The sequence below is a fragment of the Janthinobacterium kochi genome (genome assembly GCF_051380715.1).
In the GTDB taxonomy this organism is placed as follows: Bacteria; Pseudomonadota; Gammaproteobacteria; order Burkholderiales; family Burkholderiaceae_D; genus Janthinobacterium.
This window is the reverse complement of the sequence record NZ_JBNYXO010000006.1, coordinates 193,296-217,662: the sequence shown is the minus strand read 5'-3', so window position 1 is coordinate 217,662 and position 24,367 is coordinate 193,296. Positions and strand designations below refer to the sequence as shown.

16 protein-coding genes and 1 tRNA gene are annotated in these 24,367 nt (G+C 61.1%); 1 reads left to right on the top strand and 16 read right to left on the bottom strand.

All coding sequences use genetic code 11. From position 1 onward, the window contains the following. Positions 1-8 precede the first annotated feature (8 nt). The 12 genes from ACQ4WL_RS15690 to ACQ4WL_RS15635 form a co-directional block, all read right to left on the bottom strand. The gene (locus tag ACQ4WL_RS15690) at positions 9-983 is read right to left on the bottom strand and encodes an ABC transporter substrate-binding protein (protein WP_071079903.1); all 975 of its coding nucleotides are present in this window, start codon (positions 981-983) and stop codon (positions 9-11) included. A gap of 158 nt (positions 984-1,141) precedes the next feature. Continuing rightward, positions 1,142-2,167: an arabinan endo-1,5-alpha-L-arabinosidase gene (locus ACQ4WL_RS15685; protein ID WP_436510574.1), complete on the bottom strand. Its 1,026-nt coding sequence runs from the start codon at positions 2,165-2,167 to the stop codon at positions 1,142-1,144. A 65-nt stretch (positions 2,168-2,232) separates the two neighbouring features. Then, positions 2,233-3,777: an alpha-N-arabinofuranosidase gene (locus ACQ4WL_RS15680; RefSeq protein WP_436510573.1), complete on the bottom strand. Its 1,545-nt coding sequence runs from the start codon at positions 3,775-3,777 to the stop codon at positions 2,233-2,235. Positions 3,778-3,985: 208 nt separating this feature from the next. After that, positions 3,986-4,753, bottom strand: coding sequence for an SDR family NAD(P)-dependent oxidoreductase (locus ACQ4WL_RS15675; RefSeq protein WP_436510572.1), 768 nt, complete (start codon positions 4,751-4,753; stop codon positions 3,986-3,988). A gap of 36 nt (positions 4,754-4,789) precedes the next feature. Next, a complete protein-coding gene (locus ACQ4WL_RS15670) occupies positions 4,790-6,367 on the bottom strand; it encodes an aldehyde dehydrogenase (NADP(+)) (protein WP_436510571.1) in 1,578 nt (525 codons plus the stop codon). After that, on the bottom strand, positions 6,364-7,356 hold the full coding sequence (araD1, locus tag ACQ4WL_RS15665; RefSeq protein WP_436510570.1) for an AraD1 family protein: 993 nt from the start codon (positions 7,354-7,356) through the stop codon (positions 6,364-6,366). The genes ACQ4WL_RS15670 and araD1 overlap by 4 nt, the downstream gene beginning before the upstream one ends. A 12-nt stretch (positions 7,357-7,368) precedes the next feature. Beyond that, on the bottom strand, positions 7,369-9,111 hold the full coding sequence (locus ACQ4WL_RS15660) for an IlvD/Edd family dehydratase (protein WP_436510569.1): 1,743 nt from the start codon (positions 9,109-9,111) through the stop codon (positions 7,369-7,371). A gap of 229 nt (positions 9,112-9,340) precedes the next feature. Then, positions 9,341-10,411, bottom strand: a complete 1,071-nt coding sequence (locus ACQ4WL_RS15655) for an aldose epimerase family protein (RefSeq protein ID WP_436510568.1) — start codon at positions 10,409-10,411, stop codon at positions 9,341-9,343. A gap of 18 nt (positions 10,412-10,429) precedes the next feature. Then, positions 10,430-11,377, bottom strand: a complete 948-nt coding sequence (locus ACQ4WL_RS15650) for a glycoside hydrolase family 43 protein (protein ID WP_436510567.1) — start codon at positions 11,375-11,377, stop codon at positions 10,430-10,432. A 24-nt stretch (positions 11,378-11,401) separates the two neighbouring features. Next, the gene (locus ACQ4WL_RS15645; protein WP_436510566.1) at positions 11,402-12,754 is read right to left on the bottom strand and encodes an MFS transporter; all 1,353 of its coding nucleotides are present in this window, start codon (positions 12,752-12,754) and stop codon (positions 11,402-11,404) included. Between the two features lie 189 nt (positions 12,755-12,943). Further along, the gene (locus ACQ4WL_RS15640; protein WP_436510565.1) at positions 12,944-15,601 is read right to left on the bottom strand and encodes a TonB-dependent receptor; all 2,658 of its coding nucleotides are present in this window, start codon (positions 15,599-15,601) and stop codon (positions 12,944-12,946) included. Between the two features lie 342 nt (positions 15,602-15,943). Beyond that, positions 15,944-16,019: transfer RNA gene (locus tag ACQ4WL_RS15635), tRNA-Arg, on the bottom strand. A 199-nt stretch (positions 16,020-16,218) separates the two neighbouring features. Here ACQ4WL_RS15635 and ACQ4WL_RS15630 point away from each other — a divergent pair. Next, on the top strand, positions 16,219-16,782 hold the full coding sequence (locus tag ACQ4WL_RS15630; protein WP_436510564.1) for a c-type cytochrome: 564 nt from the start codon (positions 16,219-16,221) through the stop codon (positions 16,780-16,782). 115 nt (positions 16,783-16,897) lie between these two features. Here the strand turns inward: ACQ4WL_RS15630 and ACQ4WL_RS15625 are convergent, their stop codons facing one another. From ACQ4WL_RS15625 to ACQ4WL_RS15610, 4 genes are all read right to left on the bottom strand, one after another. Then, positions 16,898-18,811 (bottom strand): methyl-accepting chemotaxis protein, encoded by a 1,914-nt coding sequence (locus ACQ4WL_RS15625; RefSeq protein ID WP_436510563.1) that lies wholly within the window; start codon positions 18,809-18,811, stop codon positions 16,898-16,900. A 232-nt stretch (positions 18,812-19,043) separates the two neighbouring features. Next, positions 19,044-21,119, bottom strand: a complete 2,076-nt coding sequence (locus ACQ4WL_RS15620) for a M13 family metallopeptidase (RefSeq protein ID WP_436510562.1) — start codon at positions 21,117-21,119, stop codon at positions 19,044-19,046. A 182-nt stretch (positions 21,120-21,301) separates the two neighbouring features. Then, entirely contained in the window at positions 21,302-23,395 is a 2,094-nt protein-coding gene (locus ACQ4WL_RS15615) for a M13 family metallopeptidase (RefSeq protein WP_436510561.1), read from the bottom strand. A 130-nt stretch (positions 23,396-23,525) separates the two neighbouring features. After that, the gene (locus tag ACQ4WL_RS15610) at positions 23,526-24,110 is read right to left on the bottom strand and encodes a hypothetical protein (protein ID WP_436510560.1); all 585 of its coding nucleotides are present in this window, start codon (positions 24,108-24,110) and stop codon (positions 23,526-23,528) included. Positions 24,111-24,367: the final 257 nt, after the last annotated feature.

Sequence of the window (24,367 nt, the reverse complement as noted above, 5' to 3'; positions counted from 1 at the left end):
CGGCAAGCTTAGTACTTACGGTTCGGGAATTCCTTGGCGGCCACCTCGGCAGGGAACACGCCTTCCACCGTCGTGATGCGTGCCGGCACGGGCTTGCCGGCCACCACGTCGCGGGCGATGGACATCAGTTGCGGGCCCAGCAGCGGGCTGCATTCCACGGTGACGTTCAGCTTGCCGGCGATCATGGCCTCGAATGCGCCTTTGACGCCATCGATGGAAATGATGATGATGTCCTTGCCCGGCTTCATGCCCGCCTCTTCGATGGCCTGAATGGCACCGATGGCCATGTCGTCATTGTGCGCGTACAGCACGTTGATCTTCTTGCCTTCAGCCTTCAGGAACGCTTCCATCACTTCCTTGCCCTTGGCGCGCGTAAAGTCGCCCGTTTGCGAACGGATGATCTTCAGCTTGGGATTCTTGCCGATGACTTCCTGAAAGCCTTCCTTGCGGTCGATGGCCGGAGCGGAACCGACCGTGCCTTGCAGTTCGACGATGTTCAGCGTGGCATCCGGGGTTTTCTTGGCGTGCTCAAGCAGCCATTGGCCCGCGCGGCGGCCCTCTTCCACGAAGTCGGAACCGATGAAGGTCACGTACAGCGATTTGTCCGCCACGTTGACGGCGCGGTCTGTCAGGATGACGGGAATCTTGGCGGCCTTGGCTTCGCGCAAGACGGTATCCCAGCCCGATTCCACCACGGGCGAAAAGGCGATGACATCGACCTTTTGCGCGATGAACGAGCGCAGGGCCTTGACCTGATTTTCCTGCTTTTGCTGCGCATCGGCAAATTTCAGGGTAACGCCGTCTTTCTTGGCGGCATCCTTGATGGAGACGGTATTGGCGGTACGCCATTCGCTTTCGGCGCCTACCTGCGAAAACCCCATGACCAGGGGCTTGGCGGCGAAGGCGGACGAGGTGGCGAAGGTGGTGGCGGAAAAGGCCAACAGCATGGCGCTGGCGAGGAGTGTGCGGCGTGTCAATGTCATTCTTGTCTCCAGTTTTTTTGGAATACCATCACAGCCGGATGCCGGATGGGCGGTTTTTATGAACCCATGGTAGGAGAAAGCAACATAGCCATCCAATCAATTCTTTTTCGCTTGCGATACCGATTTGCGTATCACCTGCCGTCCATCCCCTGGTCCACTTACCGTTTGGCAGCCGGCAATTGGCGGCTTTGATAGCGGTTCAAGTCGCGCGCATCGACTTGCGGCCAGCCGTCCTGGTCCCACGTCATGGGCAAGATCTTGAGCTTCTGCAAGTAATTGTCCGCCGTTTCATAGGCGTGCAGCACCAGGTAATCCTTGCCGTCAAACGTGTACGCGCTGTTGTGGCCCAGGCCTTGCCAGTCCTTGTCGCCTTTCAGCAGCACCGTGCCGCCGCCCTGCGCCATGTCGCGGCCATCCTTGTCCAGGTATGGGCCCGTCACGCTTTTGGAACGTCCCACGGCCAGGTGGTAGGTGCTTTTTTCTTTCTGGCAACACAGGCCCCAGGAAACAAAAAGGAAATAGTCGTCGCCACGCTGGAAGATGAACGGCGCCTCGATTTCCTCGGGCGCGGGCTTGAATTCGCCCGCCCTTGGTGGCAGCGGTGCCCGGCGCGCCAGCGAATGCCACTCTTGCGGTTCCGCAATACGGGTCCAGTCTTTGTTGAGTTTCACCAGCTTGATGCCGTTCCAGAACGAGCCGAACGACATCCACGGCGTGCCGGCAGCATCGGTGATGATGTTCGAGTCGATGGCATTCCACTCGTCGCGCTCCGGCACCGATTGCAGCAGCATGCCCTGGTCGACCCAGCGGTAGTCGGGCGAGCGAGGATTCAAGGTGGCGTTGACGGTCACGCCGATGCCCGAGGTGTTCTTGCCGAAGCCGGAGACCGAGTAATACAGGTAATACTTGCCATCATGAAATTGCACGTCGGGCGCCCAGATATGGTCATCAAAGCTGGGCGCAGCCGTTTTGGCCCAGGTCGGCTGGCCCGCGAAGACGCGCCCTTCCGGCTGCCAGTCGTGCATGTTTTTCGAACTGTAAAAGGTGATGCCGGGGCCCGTGCTGTACAGATAATACGTGTCGCCTTCCTTCGCCATCACGGGGTCGTGCACGCTGACCTGGGCCGCCTGGGCGGGGCTGAAGGCAAGCATGGCCGCCAAGGCCATCATTGTTGAAAATTGCATCATGTTCTCCACATGGCCAGCCGGCCCGTCATGCGGGCCGGCTGGATACATCAACATCGGCAGGTTTATTCGACCGCCACCACTACCACGGCCTTGGCGGGCACGGACACGGTCAGCTTGCCGCCTTGCGCCTTGGCATTGAACGCCACCGGCTGCACGGCTTGCGGTTGCGCAAAGCTGTTGACGGCATCCATCTTGCCTGCAGTCAGCACGCGACCCGTCACGCTGGCCACTTGCTTGCCCGCCAGCGCCACATTGACGTCGACGGCCTTGTGCGGGTTCGTATTGACCAGCGACAAGTACACCTTGCCATCCCTGGCGCGCGCGGCCGAGGCGCTCACTTCCGGAATGCTGACCTTGCCCAGGCGGTACTTGCCATTGCCAGCGATGGCCACCGGCAAGGACGTGGCGTCCTGGAACGGCACGTACATTTCAAACGCGTGATAGGTGGGCGTGAGGAAATAGCTATCCTTGTCCGTGATGATCATGGCCTGCAGCACGTTGACCATTTGCGCGATATTCGTCATGCGCACGCGGTCCGCGTGGGCGTGGAAAATATTGAAATTCAAGGCCGCGACGAGCGCATCGCGCAAGCTGTTTTGCTGGAACAAAAAGCCCGTGTTGGTGCCCGGTTCCACGTCGTACCAGGTGCCCCATTCATCGACGTACAGGCCCGTCTTTTTCGAGGGATCGTTCTTGTCGATGGCGGCGATATTGTTCTTGATCAAGCTATCGATGCGCAGGGTGCGGTTGAGGGTGGAAATCCATTCATTTTCACCAAAGCCGGTGGCGGCGCCCTTCTTTTCCCAGATACCGGTCGGCACCGTGTAATAGTGGAAACTGATGGCATCCATCATGTTCGGCTTGATTTCGCGGCTCAGGGTGCCGGACCAGCTGATGTCGTCGTCATTGCCGCCGCTGGCGATGAATTTCGGACGCGCGCTTTCCGGCGTCTTCATGAAGGTGTGATAGTGCTTGTACAGGTCGGCGTAGTATTGCGGACGCATATTGCCGCCGCAACCCCAGGCTTCGTTGCCGATGCCAAAGTAATCAACCTTGTACGGCTGGGCACGGCCATTCTTGCGGCGCAGCTCGGCCAGGGTCGACTTGCTGTCCGAGGTCATGTATTCGAGCCACTCGGACATTTCCTGCGGCGTGCCGGAACCGAGGTTGCCGTTGATATAGGTTTGCGCACCCAGCAATTCCGCCAGGTCGAAGAATTCATGCGTGCCGACGGCATTCGACTCTTCCACGCCGCCCCAGTTGGTGTTGACCTTGGTCGGGCGCTTGTCGCGCGCGCCGATGCCATCCTTCCAGTGGTATTCATCAGCAAAACAGCCGCCCGGCCAGCGCACCAGGGGCACGTGCAACTGCTTCAGCGCGCCCAGCACGTCATTGCGCCAGCCTTTGGTGTTCGGGATCGGCGAGTCCGGCCCCACCCACATGCCTTCATAGATACCGGTCCCCAGGTGCTCGGCAAACTGGCCGTAGACGTTCTTGTTGATCACGGGACCGGGCCTGGCCACGTCGATGGTGACGCTGACGGGCGCGGCAAAGGCACTGCCGGCGACGAGGCTCAAGGCCACGATGCTGGTATGGATGAATTTCATGCTGTCTCCTGTTTTTGAGTGAAAAGCAAGGGCCGGGGTCAACCCGGCGATGGATGTGGCGATGCCTCTCCGGCTACGGAGTGGGAGGCATACTCGAATGGGGTAAGGCGGAAAGGCCCGCGGCCGACAAAACGCCCAGGGCTAGGCGCAGCGTCGAAGACAGTACGCTAGTACGGCAAGACGCTGCAACAACGCCCTGGACGTTTTGTCAGACCCAGCCGGCATCGACGATGAATTCCTGGCTAGAGCACATCGCGCCGTCATCTGAGGCGAGGAACAGCACCATGGCGGCGATGTCCTGTGGCATCAGCTTGCTTGGCAGGCATTGGCTTTTCTTGATTTCCACTTCCGCCGCCTCGTCGACCCACAGCTCGATCTGGCGCTGCGTCATGACCCAGCCCGGCGTGACCGTGTTGACGCGGATATTGTGGGCGCCATAATCACGTGCCAGGCCCCGCGTGAGGCCGACGACGGCCGCCTTGGTGGTGGCATACACGGGGTAGCCGCCCGACTTCATGTGCCAGGAAATCGAACTGACGTTGATGATGGAACCGCCGCCCCTGCGCTTCATGCCCTCGAAGACGGCCTGGCAGGTAAAGAACATGGGACGTTGATTGATCGCAATGCGCTCGTTCCAGTATTCCAGGGTGACGTCCTGCGCCTGGTGGCGCTGGTCGTTGGCGGCATTGTTGACGAGGATATCGAAGTCGCCCAGCTCGCCTGCCAGTTCCGCCATGACGGCTTGCAGCGATGCAATATCCGTGATGTCGCAATGGCGGAACAGGGGCGCCGTCAGACCCGCTTCAGCCAGGCGGCGGCACAGGGCCTCGCTCGCTTCCACGGCGATGTCGACAAACGCCACCAGCGCGCCCTGGGCGGCAAACTCCGCCACCAGGGATTCGCCGATGCCGCTGCCGCCACCCGTGATGAACACGCGCTTGCCCTGCAAGCTGCCATATTTCGCCAATTGCTTCATTCTCGTCTCCACCTGTGTATTTTTATTTTTTTATGATTAAAGTTTGCCCAGCACGCCATCGTGACGGCGCCAGATACCCAGCGGATTATCGTCGCGCAGCGACTCCGGCAGCAAGTCCTGCGGCAGGTTCTGGTAAGACACGGGGCGCAGGAAGCGGTTGATGGCCGCCGTGCCGACCGAGGTGCTGCGGCCATCCGACGTGGCCGGGAACGGGCCGCCATGCACCATGGCCGTCGACACTTCCACACCGGTCGGGAAGCCGTTGGCCAGGATGCGGCCCACGCGGCGTTCCAGCACGGGCAGCAAGCGGCGCGCATCTGCCAGGTCGCCGGCATCCATCTGCAGCGTGGCCGTCAGCTGGCCTTCCAGGCTTTCCGTGATCGCCAGCAATTGCTCCATGTCGCGGCAGGCTACCAGCAAGGAAGCCGGGCCAAACACCTCATCACGCAAGTCGTGCCTGGCCAAAAACGCCTCGCCCGAAGTGACGAACAGGGCGGCGGCACCCTTGCCTTCTTCGCCCGTGTTGTGCACCAGTGGCGTCACATCGGCGTGCTGCGCCAGGGCCGCCACGCCCTTGGCATAGCTGCTGGCGATGCCGGCCGTCAGCATGGTGGCGGCCGGCGCCGGCGCCAGCGCTTCGGCGGCGGCGGCGGCAAACGCCGTAAAGTCGGCACCTTCCAGGCCCAGTACCAGGCCGGGATTGGTGCAAAACTGGCCTACGCCCATCGTCAGCGAAGCGGCAAAACCGCTGGCGATGGCCGCGCCACGGGCGGCCAGGGCTTGCGGCAGCACGAACACGGGGTTGATGCTGCTCATTTCCGCATATACGGGTATCGGTTGCGCACGTTCGGCCGCCACCTTCATCAGGGCGATGCCGCCCGAACGCGAGCCCGTAAAGCCCACCGCCTGGATGGCCGGATGGGCGACCAGTGCCTGGCCGATGCCATTGCCCGTGCCTGTCAGCAAGGCGAACACGCCTGCCGGCAGCTGGCAAATCCCGATAGCTTTGACAATCGCGCGCGCCACCAGTTCCGACGTGCCAGGGTGGGCCGAGTGGGCTTTCAGCACGACAGGGCAGCCGGCCGCCAGAGCCGAGGCCGTATCGCCACCGGCAACGGAGAAGGCCAGCGGGAAGTTACTGGCCGCAAACACGGCGACGGGGCCCAGGCCGATCATGCGCAAGCGCAAGTCAGGACGCGGCGGCGTGCGCTCGGGCAAAGCCGAATCGATGCGCGCATCGGTCCACGAGCCTTCGCGCAGCAAGCCGGCGAACAGTTTTAACTGACCCACCGTGCGGCCACGTTCGCCTTCCAGGCGCGCGCGCGGCAAGCCGCTTTCCGTCATGGCGCGCACGATCAGCTCGTCGCCCAATTCCAGGATTTGCGCGGCGATGGTGTCGAGAAAATCGGCGCGCTGCGCATCGCTGGTGGCGCGGAAGGGGTCGAATGCCGCTTGCGCCAGCCGGCAGGCTTCGTCGATTTGCGCGGCATCGACCATGTGGAAGGCGGGTGCGATGTGCGCGCGCGCGGCCGGGTCCCAGGCTTCGAAGGAGCCGCCATGGCCCTTGACGGCGACGCCGCCGATCAATGCATCACCGGTGATATTGAAATTCATAATGTGCTCACTTTCGCAAATGCGGTTGGGAAGATATCGAGGCGGTTGCGCAAGGCAGGGCCAAAGGCCGGCGCTTCGATTTCAAAGGTTTCGCCCGGTGCCACGCTCACGCCATCGGCAAAGCTTAACGTTGCCGTGCCAAAGAAATGCACGTGCACGTCGCCCGGGCGCTTGAACAGCGGATACTTGAAGTGATGGTGTTCCAGGTTGGCAATCGTGTGCGACATATTGTCTTCGCCACTGACGAACGCCTTTTCCCAGCGCACATTGCCAGCCGCGTCGAGCACGCGCGAGGTACCGGCGATGTGCGCGGGCAATTCGCCCACCAGCAAGGCCGGACCCACGCTGCAAGCACGCAGCTTCGAGTGGGCCAGGTACAGATAATTCTGGCGTTCCGTGACGTGATCCGAGAATTCATTGCCGATGGCATAGCCGACCCGATACGGCTGGCCGTCGTCGCCGATCACGTACAGGCCGGCAATTTCCGGCTCTTCGCCGCCATCGAGGGCAAAGTCCGGCATGCGCAGCGGCTGGCCGCTGGCGCGCACGATAGAGCCGTCGCCTTTATAGAACCACTCGGGCTGGGCACCGGCCGTGCCGTCAGCCGGCTTGCCGCCTTCCACACCCAGGCGGAACATTTTCATGGAGTCGCTCAGGATTGCCGCATCGCCGCCGATCTTCTTGTGCATGGCGTCGCGTGCACCGGCGCTGCCCAGATGGGTCAGGCCCGTGCCCGTCACGTAGCAGTGCGCTTCGTCCGCGTGGTCGAGCGGTGCCAGCAGGCGGCCGCTACCAGCCACGTCCGCATACAAGTGCGTGGTGTTGCCGACGCTGGCATTGACCAGCTCAGCCAGGTTGACCTTCTTGCGGATGGCGTCTTGCGCCAGCGCATACGTCGTGTTGTAGCCTTCGATGACGCGGATCTGGTCGTCTTGCAGCAGGCCGACCAGGCGGCCGCCATGTTCATTCGTAAATTGCAGCAACAGCATGGGATTCTCCGCTTAATGTGAGTGGCGCGGCACGGCGGAACCGCGATTGCCGACCAGGAAGTCGAAATCGCAGCCTTCGTCGGCCTGCAACACGTGTTCGATGTACAGCTGCTGGTAGCCGCTCTTCGGCCCGGGCGCGCTGCCCAGTTCGCGCTTCGCCAGGCGCTCGGCGATTTCCGCGTCGCTGATGTCGATGTTCAGGCTGCCGTTGTGGCAATCGAGGTCGATCATGTCGCCATCGCGCACGATACCCAGCGGGCCGCCTGCCATGGCTTCCGGCGCCACGTGCAACACGACGGTGCCGTAGGCGGTGCCGCTCATGCGCGCATCCGAGATACGCACCATGTCGGTGATGCCTTGCGCCAGCAGTTTCGGCGGCAAGCCCATGTTGCCCACTTCGGCCATGCCCGGATAGCCTTTCGGGCCGCAGTTTTTCATCACCAGCACGGAATCGGCGTCGACATCGAGGTCCGGATCGAGGATGCGCGATTTATAGTGTTCGAAATCCTCAAACACGACAGCCTTGCCACGGTGCTGCATCAGGTGCGGCGAGGCGGCCGACGGTTTCAGCACGGCGCCGCGTGGCGCCAGGTTGCCGCGCAGCACGCAAATGCCGCCATCGGCCAGCAATGGGTTGTCCAGGGTGCGCACCACTTCATCGTTGTAGATGGGCGCTTCGATGCAGTTGTCCCAGATCGACTTGCCATTGACGGTCAGCGCATTTTTATGTGGCAGCAAATCGCCCTCGCCCAGGCGGCGTATCACGGCCGGCAAGCCGCCCGCATAGTAAAACTCTTCCATCAGGAAACGGCCCGACGGCAGCAAGTCGACGATGGTCGGTGTGCCACGGCCTACACGGGTCCAGTCTTCCAGCTCCAGGGGCACGCCGATGCGCCCGGCAATCGCCTTCAGGTGGATCACGGCATTGGTCGAACCGCCGATGGCGGCATTGACTTTGATGGCGTTTTCAAACGCTTCGCGCGTCAGCACTTTCGACAGGCGCAGGTCTTCGTGCACCATCTCGACGATGCGGATGCCCGACATGTGCGCCAGCACGTAGCGGCGCGAGTCGACGGCGGGGATGGCCGCGTTGTGCGGCAACGAGGTGCCCAGCGCTTCGGCCATGCTGGCCATCGTCGAGGCCGTGCCCATGGTGTTGCAGGTGCCGGCCGAACGCGACATGCCCGATTCGGCCGACATGAACTGGTGCAAGGTGATCGATCCTGCCTTCATCTGCTCGTGCAACTGCCACACGGCCGTGCCGGAACCGATATCCTTGCCGTTGAGTTTGCCGTTCAGCATGGGGCCGCCGCTGACGACGATGGTGGGAATGTCGACACTGGCAGCGCCCATCAGCAGCGCCGGCGTGGTCTTGTCGCAGCCAACCAGCAGCACGACGGCGTCCATCGGGTTGCCGCGGATCGATTCTTCCACATCCATCGAGGCCAGGTTGCGCGTCAGCATGGCTGTCGGGCGCAGATTCGATTCGCCGTTCGAGAAGACGGGGAATTCCACAGGGAAACCGCCCGCTTCCAGGATGCCGCGCTTGACATGTTCGGCCAGCTGGCGGAAATGCGCGTTGCACGGGGTCAGTTCGGACCAGGTATTGCAAATGCCGATGATGGGCTTGCCATGAAATTCGTGGTCAGGTATGCCCTGGTTTTTCATCCAGCTGCGATACATGAAGCCATTCTTGTCCTGCGAGCCGAACCACTCGGCCGAGCGCAGGGCCACCTTCTTTTTTGTCTCAGACATGCCATTCTCCTGGTTGTGCCATGCCGGATCTAAGGTCGTCGGCCCGGGCAGCGATGTTGGAATACTAAAGAATCCTGCCATGCCTTTCCAATCAATTTTTAATGCGTTCCGATATCGAAACCGATATCAGCATGTACCAATGAAAACGCCCTGCGGACGCATGGCGGCAGGGCGTGGAAGGTATTTTGGGGTCTGACCCGGCGGGTCAGACCCCAGGGAGCTGCGACGATTATTCTGCGGAAAACCGATAGACCGTTTCCGTCTGATACACCTCGCCCGGGCGCAAGATGGTGTTCGGGAAGTGGGACTGGTTCGGCGAATCCGGGAAATGCTGGGTTTCCAGGCACAGTGCGCCGCGGTAGTGGATGGGACCCTGCTTGCCGTGCTGGCTGCCGTCGAGGAAATTGCCCGAATAAAACTGGATGCCCGGCTCCTGCGTGTACACTTGCATCACCCGCCCCGAAACGGGATCGCGCACGCTGGCGGCCAGGTTCAGCAGCTGATCTGCCTTTTTATTGAGCACAAAGTTATGGTCGTAGCCGCGGCCGATGCGGATCTGCTCATGCGGCAAATCGATGTTGTCACCGATGACGGTACTCTGGCGCAAGTCGAACGGCGTGCCGGTCACGTCCGCCAGTTCGCCCGTGGGTATCGATCCCGCATCGACGGGCAGGTAGCGGTCCGCGTTGAGCGTCACCTCGTGGCCGAGGATGGTGCCCTGCCCCGCCAGGTTAAAATAGCTGTGGTTGGTCAGGTTGATCGGCGTGGCCTGGTCCGTCACGGCGTGGTAGCGCAGGCTCAGCGCGTTGTCGTCATCCAGTTCATAGGTCAGGGTGACGTCGAGCTGGCCCGGATAGCCATCTTCGCCGTGCGGGCTGCTGCGCTTGAACGTGACGCCAACGGCGTCATCCCTGGTGAACGGCTCGGCCTGCCACATGACCTGGTGAAAGCCCTGGTTGCCACCATGCAAGTGATTCGGCGAGTTATTCACGGCCAGCTGGTAATCCTTGCCGTCCAGACTGAAACGTCCCTCGGCGATGCGGTTGCCGAAACGGCCGATGACGGCGCCCAGGAAAGCGCTGTTGTGCAGATACGGTTCGATGCCCTCGAAACCCAGCACCACGTCGGCAAAAGTGCCGTCGCGGTCGGGCACGTGGATTTCGCTGATGATGGCGCCAAAGTCGAGCACCTTGACTTGCATGCCCCGGCGGTTCGTCAGGGCAAACACCGTCACGGGCTGGCCGTCGGGCAGGATGCCGAACGGTGCTGGCGTCACTGAAACAGAATCAACTGGGGTCATGGCGTCGGGTCCGGAATGTTACAGGGTCGATGAGCGGCCAAACACGGGCATGCCTTGCGCATCCCAGCGCAGCGGTTTGACAAACGTGTGGCGATCCGGGTTCCACAGGGGGTCGCCGACGATTTCCGTGTAGGTGCGAGCATGGTACACCAGCAATACACCGTCGCCATCGTCGGCCGTGGTGAAGCTGTTGTGGCCGGGGCCGTAGATGCCGTGCTCGTAGCAGGTGGCAAACACGGGCTCGGGCGACTTGCTCCACGAGAATGGATCGAGCAGGTCGGACGTGTCATCGGCCCACAGCAAGCCCATCGCATAGTTTTCATCGGTGGCGCTGGCCGAATAGCTGATGAAAATCTTGCCGTTGCGTTTCAGCACGGACGGCCCTTCGTTGACCCAGAAGCCGCGGATTTCCCAGTCGAATTCCGGCTTGCTCAGCATCACGGGCGGGCCGGCCAGCTGCCACGGCGTGGCCATGGGCGCGATGTACAGGTTCGAATTGCCCTCGATGGCCACATCTTTCTGCGCCCACAGGTAGTACAGCACGCCATCGTGCGTAAAGGTGGTGGCGTCCAGGCAGAAAGTGTCCATACCCGTGTCGATCTGCCCCATGAATTCCCATTCGCCTTCGAGCGGGTTGGCGTTGGTATTGCGGATTGCATACATGCGATGCTGGAACAGTTGATCTTTGATTTCGCGGCTCGGTGCGGCGGCGAAATACACATACCAAGCGCCCTGGTTGAAGTGCAGCTCGGGCGCCCACACGAGCTCGCTGTACGGGCCCGTTTCCGGCTTGTGCCACACATCAACCGCTGGCGCGTCGGCCAGGCCGGCGATGCTGCTGGCGCGGCGCAGTTCGATGCGGTCGTACTGCGGCACGGAAGCCGCAAAGTAATAGTAGCCGTCGCTGTGGCGGTAGATATACGGATCGGCGCGTTGTTCGATCAGCGGTTTCAAGATGTCTGCCATGTTGCTTACTCCATTCAATTATTCTTACGCTGCCACGTAGCCGCGCTTGTGCATTTCAGTTTTCACGCCCGTGTAATAGCTGTCGCTGATGCGGTACTTGAACATCAGCAAGCCCATCAGCAAGTGAAAAAAGCCGGGGATGATCGACAGCATCAGGGCGATGCCGTTCAGGGCGAACTGCGTTTGCTCATGGTTGGGCTGATAGTCGAAGTAGGACAGCAGCATGCCGACCAAAAAGCCCGCCACGGCCATGCCGGCTTTCTGGCACACGGAGATGCCGCCAAAGGCGAAACCGGAGACGCGCTTGCCCGTCTTGACTTGACCATAATCGATGGTTTCGGCGATGGCCGACCAGAACACGGGTGCGTGCAAATCCACCACAAAGGAGAGCAGGAAATACAGGGCGAAGGCCAGCACGGTGTCGCTCGGCTTCACAAAGAAATAGATCGCCAGGCTGATCAGCGCGACGCCGATTTGCGAGTAGCGGAACAGTTTGACCTTGCAGTAAAACTTGGTGATCCAGGTCGAGGCGATCATCGCCAGGATGGCCGCCACCACGCCCGTGGTCAGAAAGGCGGCCACGGTTTCCGTGTTGCCACCCAGATAGTATTTCGCATAATAAATGGCGACGGAACCGCGCACCACGTAGCCGACCGTGCCCGTGACGCACACGCCGCACAGCACCAGCCACTGGTCGTTCTGCAGCAGCACCTTCAATTGTTCCAGCAACGATTGTTTTTCCACCAGGTGCACGACGCGCTCGGTGGTGGTGAAATAGCAGAACAGGAACAGGGCCACGCCCATCAGCGCCATTACGGCCATGGCCGCCTGGTAGCCGACAGCCGGGTTGCCGCCACCCCAGCGCTGCGACAGAATCGGCACGACGATGGTCACCATGAAGGCGCCGATCTTGGCAAAGAACAGGCGGTAGCCATTGGCCGACAGGCGCTCGTGCGGGTCGCTGGTGAGTCCGCTGATCAGCGAGATGTAGGGGATGCCCACGCCGGCCGTCATGATCGTCATCAGGATATACGTCGAATACGCCCAGATCAATTTGGCGTCATAGGCCCATTCCGGCGTGGTGAACACAAAAAACACGCTGACGCCGAACGGCACGGCCAGCCACAGCAGATACGGGCGGTAGCGGCCCGAGGCAAAGCTGTAGCGGTCGGTGATCTGGCCCATGACCAGGTCGGCGATGGCGCCCACCACTTTGACGGCCACGAACAGCAGGGCCAGGTCCGTGGTTTTCAAGCCATAGATATCGGTATAGAAAAAGGTGATGATCAGCATCATCGACGAGATGACGACATTGAGCGCCATGTCGCCCGCGCCGAAGCCGACCTTTTCAACGGTGGATAATTTTTGCGTCTCCATGCTTTCCGTCCATTCTTTTGATGATGAATCGTGCGTGACTGCCCAACTGACAGGGGCGTTGCCGGCCGAAACCATGGCAACGCCCTTGGATACTGCTTTTTTCACTCATGTAAAACGTTCAGGGCAAGGCGCGTTGCCGAAGACAGTACGAGGAGTACGGCGAGGCAATGCAACGCAGCCATGGACGTTTTACATTTTCCAGCGCAGGGATAAGCCTACCGTGCGGTCATAGCGGCGCGTATCGCGCGGATATACGCCTGCCTCGTTCCAATAATCCTTGAATTTGGTGTCGAGCAAGTTATTCCCGTCGAGGGTCACGGTGAATTGCTCGTTGATCTTGTACGACAGCGAACCGTCGAGCTGGGCCGTGGCCGCCACTTTCAAGTCCAGGCCGGGGCCGCCCTGCTTGTAGCTGTCGATGAATTTCGAGCGCCAGTTGTAGGCCAGGCGGCCCGACCAGGCGTCTTTTTCGTACAGCAGCACCAGGTTGTAGGCATAGCGCGACACGCCCGTGATGGCATGGCTGCCCGTCTCGTCATCGGTGGTACCGCTCATGTAGGTGCCGTTCGCTTGCAAGCCCAGGCCGCTCAACAGGCCCGGCAAGCCGTCATAAAACTGCTGGTAGCCGACTTCCAGGCCCTGCAACTTGCCGGCGGCCGTGTTGTACGGGCGGTCCACGTCATAGGTCTTGCCGGCGATGGTTTCGCTGGCAATGCGCTGCTGGATATAGCCGTCGAACTTGTGGTGGAACACGGTGGCCGTCACGGAACCGGCCGGCGCGAAATACCATTCCAGTGCGGCGTCAACATTGTCGCCCGTCACCGGTTTCAGGTTCGGATTGCCACCCGCGCCCGTCGCCTTCACCGTTTCCGTCGAGTTGACCAGGGCCACGCCCGGGTTCAACTGTGCAAAGCCGGGGCGGCTGATGGTGCGGCCCGCCGCAAAACGGCCCACCAGGTCGGCGCGCAGCTTGATTTTCAGGGCCACGCTGGGCAGTACATCGGTGCTGGCCGTGTCGCTGATGACGGGCGTGTAGACGCCGTCCTGCGAACTGTTGCCTTGCAGGCTTTGCTCGGTGCGCACGACGCGCACGCCCACGGTGCCATCGACGGGGTAGCCGCCCAGCTTGAAGGCGATCTTCGCCTTGGTATAGATGGAATACGTCTTTTCCGTGTCCTTGAAGAACGAGCCTGGATCCATGGCGCGCGCCGCGCTGCTGCCCGTGACGGCTTGGCGGATCGTGCCCGTGTTATTGAGCAGGAAGCTGGCGCACGGCGTGTACCACTGCTTCAAGCCATAGTCGGGGCCGCCGCTGGACATCGGTTCCGACAGGCAATTCAAGCCGGGAATCGACATCACGCTCTGGCGGCCGAACGGAAACGCAGCGCCGGACACGTCCGGTGCTTCCGCATTGCCTTCGAAGCTCTTGATCGATTCGGCTTCGCGTTTGACGCCGCGCACACCGACGCTGATTTCCTTGAAGAAGCCGCTGGCGCCGGGCGTGTACGCCAGGTCGGCGCGCACATCGTTCGAGCTGCCCTGGTCCCGGCCATAGCGGTCGAAGAAGCCCTTCAGATGGTAGTTCGACGCGTCTTGCAAGTCGATGCCCGTGTAGTCGACGTGCAAGGTGCCGTTCCGGTTGGTATTGATGCTGGCGTTCGGCACGACGGTAATGGCATCGAGAATCGGGTTGCGCCAGGTATAGCTGCTTTTGGTGCTGGCCACTTCCGACGTGAAACGCCATTCCGGGTTGATATCCCACAAGCCGCCCACGGCAAACTGGTGCGTCTTCGTCTGGTTCTTGTTCGCCTGCGTCGACATGATGGTGTTGACGTTGGTGGAAGTGAGCGTTTGCAACTGGTTGCTGCCGGCAATCTTGGTGGCCGAGACTGGCGTGCCCCACCATGGCAAGCCGACGAAGTAGTCGGATTCGGCATCGAGCAGGAAGCGCGTGGCCATGCCTTCGGCGTACAGTTCGACGTCGGCGTTCGGACGCCATTGCAGCACGGCATTGGCGGTGCTGCGGCGGCGGTCGCCCTTGATCGGCAACAAGCCCACCTGGTCCGGCCCCGTCAAGCCAGGCGACAGGAAACTTTTATCCACGGGCGCCGTACTGAACGCGCGTTCTTCATGGTAACGGTGCTGCTGCTGCGACAAGCCCAGCAGCGCGCCCACTTCGCCGATACCTGTCTTCCAGCGGTTAGCCAGCATGCCGCTGATATTCGGGTCGGTGGCTTTCGATTTGTCGCTGTAGACGGCGCGCGTATTCACGCTGGCCGTGAATTCCTTGAAGTCGAACGGGCGATTCGTGCGCACGTCGATGATGCCGGCCACGCCGCCTTCGACCTGGTCCGCGCCCTGCGACTTGTACACATCCACGCGCTGCAGCATGGTGGCGGGAATGTCGGCCAGGTTGACGTAGCGCCCCGTGGTGGTGAACAGTTCACGGCCGTTGAGCAGGGTCGTGACATCGCGCAAGCCACGGATCATGACGGCGCTCGCTTCGCCCGAATCGCGGCGGATCTGGATGCCGGAAATGCGCGCCAGGGTCTCGGCCACGTTGTTGTCAGGGAATTTTCCGATGTCGTCAGCGACGATGGAATCGATGACCTGGTCCGAACGCATCTTGATCTGCTGCGAATTTTGCGCCGAACGGCGCACGCCGCTGACGGTCACGACCGACACTTCCGCAGCAGGCTCGGCATTGGCATCGGCCGCCACCGCATCCTGCGCCCAGACCGAAGCCGTGCTCAGCAGGCCGATACCGGCCAATGCCGCAACGGCTGCCTTCAAAATGAATGGACGAGGGAAAGTGGCCGCGAGCGGACCGGTGGCGTTGCGCATCATAAATCTCCAGATATTGTATTGATATTGTTGTGCCGCTTGCATGTCGTTCGCATGCTCGGCGTTTATCTTAGGGGCTGGACGATAATCTCTCCAATCAATTTTTCCACTGTTTCGATATCAATTTTGATATCGGTGGCTGGAGGACTTTGGAGGTTGTAAACAGACAACGGCAGGGGCGTCAGAGGCATTTTCGGGTGTGCGACGCACATGGCATCCCCCTCAAGCTGGCAAGCTGGCAATCAGCGATACAGACCTTGTCAGGCTTGCTGAAGTCATAGTGGGGATACAGCATGCAGCCAGCATGGCAATGCCGGCTGGATAAAACGGGGGTCTTGATTTGTCTGGTGCGGCTGGCGGGGATCGAACCCACGACCCTTGGCTTCGGAGGCCAATACTCTATCCACTGAGCTACAGCCGCGTAGGGGGAATTTCTGAAGTGATGCGAAGGATACCGTTTTTCTTTACCTACGTCTACGGAAACTGTCGTATCCCTGGCAATTGCATGTCGCTGCTCAATTTTTGTGCCTATAATTGTGGGTTTCACAAAGGTTTACATCCAAGCATGTAAAAATGCTACCTTACACGGCCATCAGTTTCAAATCTGGACTAAGGACATCATGAGCGACGCACATAACGAACAACAATCAGCGATCAAAACGCCTAAGCAATTGCTTGCCGCCGTAGCTGGCTTCTTCCTCGTCACCGTCATCGGCATCATCTTGCTGGTGCAGTTCGTCACGGCGCAAAAACTGACGGGCGCAGGGACGGAAAGCCAGTCGCCGGAAGCCATTGCCGAGCGCTTGAGCCCCGTCGCCAACGCCGGCTTTACCTTCAAGGATGCCAGCGGTCCGAAGGTGCTGCAAAGCGGCGAAGCTGTCTACACGGCGACCTGCGTGGCTTGCCATGGCGCCGGCGTGGCCGGTGCACCGAAATTTGGCGATGCGGGCGGCTGGTCGGCCCGTCTGGCCCAGGGCTACGATACGGTTCTGAAACACGCCATCGAAGGCTTGCGCGCGATGCCGGCCAAGGGCGGCAATCCTGACCTCGACGATGTGGAAGTGGCGCGCGCCGTCGTCTACATTGCCAACGCGTCGGGCGGCAAGTTCAAGGAACCGGAAGTGCCGGCACCGGCTGCGGCCGCTGACGGCGCTGGCGCACCAGCGCAAGAAGCCACGAAATAATCACGCTGCCGCGTCAAGCGGCACGTTGCAGCGGCCACAGGGTTGCTTCGGATGTGAAAAAGCCGCCCGGTTCAAACTGAACCGGGCGGCTTTTTTAATGTCCGTGCGCGGCGCGCTACAGTTTGAATGCGCCGATGATCTGTTCGAGCTTGGCCGTCTGCTCCTGCATCGAATGGGCTGCCGCTGCCGCCTGCTCCACCAGCGCGGCATTTTGCTGGGTGGTGTCGTCGAGCTGGACAATGGCCTGGTTGACCTGGCCGATGCCCGTTTCCTGCTCCTGGCTGGCCAGCAGGATCTCGCCGATGATGTTGGCGACCTTGTCGGTGCCAGCGACGATCTCGTGCATGGTGGCGCCAGCCTGGTCGACCAGCTTGGTGCCGGCGTCAACGTTATGCACCGACTCGACGATCAGCGCGCCGATCTCCTTGGCCGCCGTGGCCGAGCGGTGCGCCAGGTTGCGTACCTCGGACGCCACCACGGCAAAGCCGCGGCCCTGTTCGCCGGCCCGGGCCGCCTCGACGGCCGCGTTCAACGCCAGGATATTGGTCTGGAACGCAATCCCGTCGATGACGCTGATAATGTCGGCGATTTTCTTCGACGAGCGTTCGATCGCGCCCATCGTCTCAACCACCTGCGTCACCACCACGCCGCCCCGCGCCGCCACCTTCGAGGCGTCCAGCGCCAGCCGGTTGGCCTCCTGGCCGCTGCTGACGTTCTGCCTGACGGTGCCGGTCAACTCCTCCATCGACGCGGCGGTCTGCTCGAGCGCGCTGGCCTGGCTCTCGGTGCGGGCCGACAGATCCTGGTTGCCGCTGGCGATTTCACGCGAAGCGAGCGCGATCGACGCCGTGCTGGTGCCGATTTCGCGCATCATCTGCTGCAGCCGCTCGATGAAGGCGTTGAAGCTGCCGGCCACATCGTTGAACTCGCTGCCGCCGCCGCCCGGCAGGCGCCGCGTCAGGTCGGCGTCGCCGGCCGACAGGGCGTCGATGTTACTCTTGAGTACACCCAGGCGCCCCATGAACAGGCGGATGATGCCGATGAACATGGCCAGCAACAGCAAGGCGATGGGGATCTGCACCATGCCCAGCTTGCCCAGGATGCGGTCGCTTTGCTCGGTCAGCTGCCTGGTCGGCAAACCAGTCGCCAGCACCCACGGACTGCCCGGTATCGCCTTCAGGAACAGCGTGTGGGGCGTGCCGTCGCTGCGATACTCCGATTCGGCCACACCCTGCGCATCGAGCTTGGGCAGCAGGAGGCCGATGGCCGCCACCATCGGCGAACTGGACGCCAGATCCTCGACTTTCTTGAGTACGATTTCGTCCTTGATATAAGTACTGTTGCTGATGATCTTGCCGTCGCGTTCGACGATCAGGATCTGGCCGTGGATCTTCGCCTCCATGTCGGCCACCAGGCGGTTGAAAAATCCCAGCGTGACATCGATGGTGGAAACGCCGTACAACTCGTTATCCTTGTAGATCGGCATGGCGCAATTGGTGCGCGGCTGCGCACTGGCGTCATCCTTGTAGGCCTTGGCCCAGTCGCAATGGCCCTTGGCCGACTTGAGCCCGCCCAGATACCAGCTCTGCTCGAAGTACTTCAACGACTCCGGCGAGTTCCAGTGGGTATTGACAACCAGTCTGTTGGAAGCGTCGCGGGCGAAAAAGGTGCTGAATTTGTCGCGTTCGGGATCGCGCTTTTTCGGCAGCGGCCAGATGCCGCCGCCAAACACATTCGGGTCGGAATACTGGTCGACCAGTCCCGGCAGCAGGACGTCGATCGCAGCGCTGTCCATCAGCGCCACCGTCTGTGTGATGCTGCGCTGCTGCGCCTCCACCTGCCGCAGCTGTTCGGTAATCCTGGTGGAAATTTTGCCGACATCAAAACCGACCACCATGCCCTCGGTACGTTTCAAATCCGGCGTGACGAAAAAATGGATGACGGCCAGGGTCATGACCAGCAACACCACAAAAACAAGGCTGAACACGGTGATAAAACGGGCTTGGCTGGTACGAAATATGTCTCTCATAATATTTCCTTTTTGATCACGCACGGGGCGCTACACAGGTCTATTATTGTTTTCATCCAGATATAGGCGCTTCAATCTTCGTTGTCAACGAGCAATGGAAATCGCCGCTGACGCGCACAACACTTCGCTCATTGTGCTCAGCTTGCCTCCGCAGTAGCACGCCCATGACGGGCGAAAAAAAGCCGCCCGGCTTGCGCGGGGCGGCTGGCAACTTATGCCTGGGACAACCGTCTTACCACATGATGACGCGGTCTTTCGGTGGCAGGTACATCTTGTCGCCCGGTTTCACGTCGAAGGCTTGATAGAAGCCGGGCTGGTTGCGCATGGTGCCGTTGGCGCGGAACTGGCCTGGCGAGTGCGGGTCCGTTTTCAGCAAGACCAGCTGCTGCGCTTCACGCATCTTCATGCGCCATACCTGGGCAAAGCCCGCATAGAAACGCTGCTCGCCCGTGAAGCCGTCGATGACGGGGGCTTGCTTGCCATTGAGCGACAATTTGTACGCCTTATACGCGATTGCCACGCCGGAATTATCGGCGATGTTTTCGCCCAGGGTCAGTTCGCCGTTGACGAAGTGGCCCTTGACGGGGCTGAAGCTGTTGTACTGCGCCACCAACTGCTTGGTTTTCTTGGCGAAGTTTTTATGGTCGGCCTTGGTCCACCAGTCGCGCAGGTTGCCGTCGCCGTCGTACTGGGCGCCCTGGTCGTCGAAGCCGTGGCTGATTTCATGGCCAATCACGCCGCCAATGGCGCCATAGTTGACGGCATCGTCCGCGTTGGCGTCGAAGAACGGCGCTTGCAGGATGGCGGCCGGGAAGACGATTTCGTTCAGTTCCGGGTTGTAATAGGCGTTCACGGTCTGCGGCGTCATGCCCCACTCGTCGCGGTCGATAGGCTGGCCCAGCTTGTTCAATTCGCGGTTGTAATTGAGCAAGTGCGAACGCTGGATGTTGCCGATCAAATCGTCCGGCGCCACCGTCAGGCCCGAGTAATCGCGCCATTTGTTCGGGTAGCCGATCTTGGTGGTGAACTTGGCCAGCTTGATCTGCGCCTGTTTCTTGGTGACGGGGCTCATCCAGTCGAGCTTGTCGATGCTTTGCTGGTAGGCCGTCATCAGGTTTTTCACCAGCGCTTCCATGCGCACCTTGCGCTCGGCCGGGAAATATTGCTCCACGTACAGCTGGCCCACGGCTTCGCCCAGCGCGCCTTCGACAGCGCCCACGCCACGTTTCCAGCGCGGACGCATTTCCGTCACGCCCGTCAGCGTGGTGCCGTAAAACGCGAAGTTTTCATCGACATACGCTTTCGGCAGGTAGCCGGCATTGGCGTGCAGCAAGTGCCACTGGAAGTACGCTTTCCACGTTGCCAGCGGCGTCTTGTTGGCGATCTCGGCAAAGCCCTTCAGGTAGCTGGGCTGGCTGACGATCACGTAATTGACCTTGCCGGCGATGCCCGTATCCTTCAGGTAGCGGGCCCAGTCGTAGCCTGGCGCCACGGCGGCCAGTTTCGCCAGCTCGACCTTGTTGTAGGTCTTGACAGGGTCGCGGTTCTGCACATTGCTCCATTGCGCCTTGGCCAGATCCGTTTCCAGCGCCACGATGGCTTTCGCATTCGCGGCGGCGTTCGCGTCGCCGGCCAGGCTGAGCATTTTTTCCACGTGGGCCAGGTATTTGGCGCGCGTATCGGCCTTGCCCGCTTCCAGGTAGTAATCGCGGTCAGGCAAGCCCAGACCGCTTTGCACGATGTCGGCCACGTATTTGGTGGAATCCTTGGCGTCCTGGTGGATGCCGAAGTCATAAGGCGAGGTCACGCCCAGCTTGCTGAAGTGGGCGATCACGGCCGGCAATTCCGCCTTGTCCTGCAGTGCGGCGATCTTCGCCAGCTCCGCGTTCAACGGTGTCAGGCCCAGGCTTTCCAGCTTGGCTTCATCCATGAAGCTGTTATAAAAATCACCGATTTTCTGGGCATTCGAACCGGCCGCGCGGGCCTTGTCGGCGCTAGCGCCTTCGACGATACCGCGCAGCTGCGTTTGCGTATCATCGGCCAGCTTGGCAAAGCTGCCCCAGCTCGACTTATCGGCAGGAATCACGGTTTCCGCCAGCCATTTGCCATTCAGGTGCTGGAACAGGTCGTCCTGCGCGCGCACCGCAGGGTCGACGTATTCAACGGCGATGCCGGACGTCAGCGCCGCAGCGGCGACGGCCGTGGCGGGAGCAGCAGCGGCTTTCTTGGCAGAATCAGCGGCGCCAGCCATGCCGGACACGCCGGCCAGCAAACTCAGGGTCAATGCACTTAACAAATAACGATTCACGGTTGTCCTCTATATTATATTGTGTGGAATATAAGGGTCAGAAGGCCCAAGGCTTCTGGCCCGGTTTTTGACTGTAGCATACCGGCCGAAACGACAGAAAAAACTTTGTCCGAAATACAAAAAAGACCACGCGAGGTGGTCTTTTCTGTTGCTACAGGATTACGTTTTCATCCAGACAGGGCTTACCAGATGATCACGCGGTTTTCCGGCGCGACATACATCTTGTCGCCCGGTTTCACGCCAAACGCTTCATAGAAGCCTGGCTGGTTGACCATGGTGCCATTCGCGCGGTACTGGCCCGGCGAATGCGGGTCGGTCTTGATTTGCACGATTTGCTGCGCTTCGCGCATCTTGCTGCGCCATACCTGGCCAAAGCCCATGTAGAAGCGCTGATCGCCCGTCAAGCCATCGAGCACGGGTGCCGGCTTGCCGCCCAGCGAAATCTTGTACGCCTTGTACGCAATCGCCACGCCCGAGTTGTCGGCGATGTTTTCGCCCAGGGTCAGCGCGCCGTTGACGTGGTAGCCAGGCAATGGGCTGTAGCCGTCGTATTGCTTGGTCAGCGCGTCGGCCTTGGCCGCAAAATTCTTGCGGTCGGCCGGGGTCCACCAGTCGCGCAGGTTGCCATCGCCATCGGACTGGCTGCCCTTGTCGTCGAAGCCGTGGCTGATTTCATGGCCGATGACGGCGCCGATGGCGCCATAGTTGACGGCATCGTCCGCGTTGGCGTCAAAGAACGGCGGCTGCAGGATAGAGGCGGGGAAGACGATTTCATTCATCGTCGAGCTGTAATAGGCGTTCACCGTTTGCGGCGTCATGCCCCACTCTTCGCGGTCGATCGGCTTGCCCAGCTTGGCCACCTGGCGCGCCGAAGCGAAGTTCGCTGCGCGCATCATGTTGCCCACCAAGTCACCCTGGACGATTTGCAGCTTCGTGTAATCGCGCCATTTGTTCGGATACGCGATCTTCGGCGTGAATTTGGCCAGCTTGGCTTGCGCTTCTTTCTTGGTCTCCGGGCTCATCCAGTCCAGGGTGTCGATGCTGTCCTTGTAGGCGGCCAGCACGTTTTTCACCAGTTCCTGCATGTGCGCCTTGCGCTCTGCCGGGAAATATTGCGCGACGTACAGTTTGCCGACGGCTTCGCCCAACACGCCTTCGACGGCGCCCACGCCACGCTTCCAGCGCGGCTGGTTTTCCGTCACGCCGCTCAGCACCGTGCCGTAGAAGGCAAAGCTTTCATCGACGAAGTTTTTCGACAGGTAGCTGGCGTAACTACGCAGCAACTGCCATTCGAAGTAGGCTTTCAGGGTGTCCAGGTCGGTCGCGGCCAGCACCTTGTTGTAGCCGGCCAAGTAGCTGGGCTGGTTGACGATGACGTAATCGACCTTGTTGGCGATGCCCAAGGCAGCCAGGCTGGACTTCAGGTCGTAGCCCGGGGTCAGGTCGTTCAGCTTGTTAATGTCGGTCTTGTTGTAGCGTTTCACGGGGTCGCGGTTCTCGACCTTGGTCCATTGCATTTCGGCCAGCGATGTTTCCAGAGCCACGACCGCCTTGGCGCGGGCGGCGGCGTTCTTGTCGCCAGCCATGGCCAGCATTTTTTCCACGTGCGCCTGGTATTTTTCCTTGACGCCGGCCTGCTTGGATTCCAGGTAGTAATCGCGGTCGGGCATGCCCAGGCCGCTTTGGCTCACATACGCGGCGTATTTGGTCGAGGCACGCGCATCCTGGCCCACATACACGGCGTATGGCGTGGCCACGCCCGTCTGGCTCAGGTGGGCGATCAGGGCGGGCACGCCCCTCTTGTCGCGCAGCGAGCGGATACGGTTCAGTTCGCCTGCCAGCGGCTTCGTGCCCAGCGCGTCGAGGCGGGCTTCATCCATGTAGCTGGCGTACAGGTCGCCAATTTTCTGCGCTTCGGAACCGGCCTTCTTGTGCTTGTCTTGTTGCGTGGCTTCGATGATGCCGCGCAACTGTGGCGTGGTGTCATCGCGCAGCTTGGCGAACGAACCCCAGCTCGACTTGTCGGCAGGAATCTCGGCCGTGGCCAGCCACTTGCCATTCAAGTGGGTGAAGAAATCGTCCTGCACGCGCACGGCAGGGTCGATGTACTGCACATCGATGCCGGAAACGACGCCAGCGGCGGCAGGCGCGGCAGGTGCGACACTGGGCGCCACGGTTGGTGCTGCCACGGAGGATGCGGCGGATACCGGTTCGGCGGCATGGGCAAACGCAGCCAACAGGGTCAGGGTCAGACTGCTCAAGAGATAGCGATTCACGAATTGTCCTTATGGGGCATGTCAAAAAGACCGGGCGGATAGCTTCGGGCGGATAGCCTGCCGCGCCAGGCGCTGCAGGAATGTAGCACGCGAGCATGCCATTTGGCCATCCTTGCCTCTGGACTGCCCCTCAGTTGCCGGGTATCGTCATGCCGGCGCCGCCGCTACCCATGCTCACGCCCGCGCCGCCCATTCCTCCCTTGCCGCCCTTGCGAGCGCCGTGTTCGCCACCGGGTGCGCCGCGCGATTCGCTGCGGGGCGCGGCGGCGTCCATCACGCGCGCCATCTGGCCGGCGATGAACTGGGCCACCATCTGGCGCTGGTTCTCGTCGAGGGCATCGTTGACGCTCAGCCACCACTCGCGCAGCTGCTTTTCTTCGGCCAGGCTCTGTGTGCTTTCATCGTCCAGGCCGGCGAGCAGGTCGCGCAACTCCAGCCGGGGCGCCTGCAAGCCCTGCGTCACGCCCGCTTGCAGGCGTTCGCGGCGCGCCTTGCGTTCGCGCAAGAGTTGCCGGGATTTCCCTTCCACCTGCTGCCACAAGATGGTTTGATTCGCATTGAGTTTCAGTTCCGCCTTGAAATCGGGGGCCATGGGCAACAAGTCTTCCAGGCGCATCTCGGCAATCGGCACGGCCGAGGCGGTCAAGGCGGTGGTGCCCAGCAGGAAAGCCAGGCTGAGGCGACGCACGGCGGGGAGAAAAGTCAACGATGTCATGGGGGTTCCGGATAAAAAAAAGCCTGCGTCCGCAGACGCAGGCAAAACCACTTCGGGTCGAGAATGCGAGTCCACTATAGGGCCGCCGCACACGCTTTTTTTCGACTCTTACAAATGCTTACTCCCCTCAAGAGTAACTATACATCGCCTACAAAACCGCAACATATGGCAAGCTGACCGCCCCGTCTTCGCGCGTAGACTGGAGCCAGGCACGCTTTTTCCACGGCCGGCCCACGCCGGCAGAGATTCAGGTCTAT

Bases quoted from the DNA above. Each gene is read 5' to 3' on its own strand.
- ACQ4WL_RS15690 (WP_071079903.1), bottom strand. From the start codon at position 983: ATGACATTGACACGCCGCACACTCCTCGCCAGCGCCATGCTGTTGGCC.
- ACQ4WL_RS15685 (WP_436510574.1), bottom strand. From the start codon at position 2,167: ATGCAATTTTCAACAATGATGGCCTTGGCGGCCATGCTTGCCTTCAGC.
- ACQ4WL_RS15680 (WP_436510573.1), bottom strand. From the start codon at position 3,777: ATGAAATTCATCCATACCAGCATCGTGGCCTTGAGCCTCGTCGCCGGC.
- ACQ4WL_RS15675 (WP_436510572.1), bottom strand. From the start codon at position 4,753: ATGAAGCAATTGGCGAAATATGGCAGCTTGCAGGGCAAGCGCGTGTTC.
- ACQ4WL_RS15670 (WP_436510571.1), bottom strand. From the start codon at position 6,367: ATGAATTTCAATATCACCGGTGATGCATTGATCGGCGGCGTCGCCGTC.
- araD1 (WP_436510570.1), bottom strand. From the start codon at position 7,356: ATGCTGTTGCTGCAATTTACGAATGAACATGGCGGCCGCCTGGTCGGC.
- ACQ4WL_RS15660 (WP_436510569.1), bottom strand. From the start codon at position 9,111: ATGTCTGAGACAAAAAAGAAGGTGGCCCTGCGCTCGGCCGAGTGGTTC.
- ACQ4WL_RS15655 (WP_436510568.1), bottom strand. From the start codon at position 10,411: ATGACCCCAGTTGATTCTGTTTCAGTGACGCCAGCACCGTTCGGCATC.
- ACQ4WL_RS15650 (WP_436510567.1), bottom strand. From the start codon at position 11,377: ATGGCAGACATCTTGAAACCGCTGATCGAACAACGCGCCGATCCGTAT.
- ACQ4WL_RS15645 (WP_436510566.1), bottom strand. From the start codon at position 12,754: ATGGAGACGCAAAAATTATCCACCGTTGAAAAGGTCGGCTTCGGCGCG.
- ACQ4WL_RS15640 (WP_436510565.1), bottom strand. From the start codon at position 15,601: ATGATGCGCAACGCCACCGGTCCGCTCGCGGCCACTTTCCCTCGTCCA.
- ACQ4WL_RS15630 (WP_436510564.1), top strand. From the start codon at position 16,219: ATGAGCGACGCACATAACGAACAACAATCAGCGATCAAAACGCCTAAG.
- ACQ4WL_RS15625 (WP_436510563.1), bottom strand. From the start codon at position 18,811: ATGAGAGACATATTTCGTACCAGCCAAGCCCGTTTTATCACCGTGTTC.
- ACQ4WL_RS15610 (WP_436510560.1), bottom strand. From the start codon at position 24,110: ATGACATCGTTGACTTTTCTCCCCGCCGTGCGTCGCCTCAGCCTGGCT.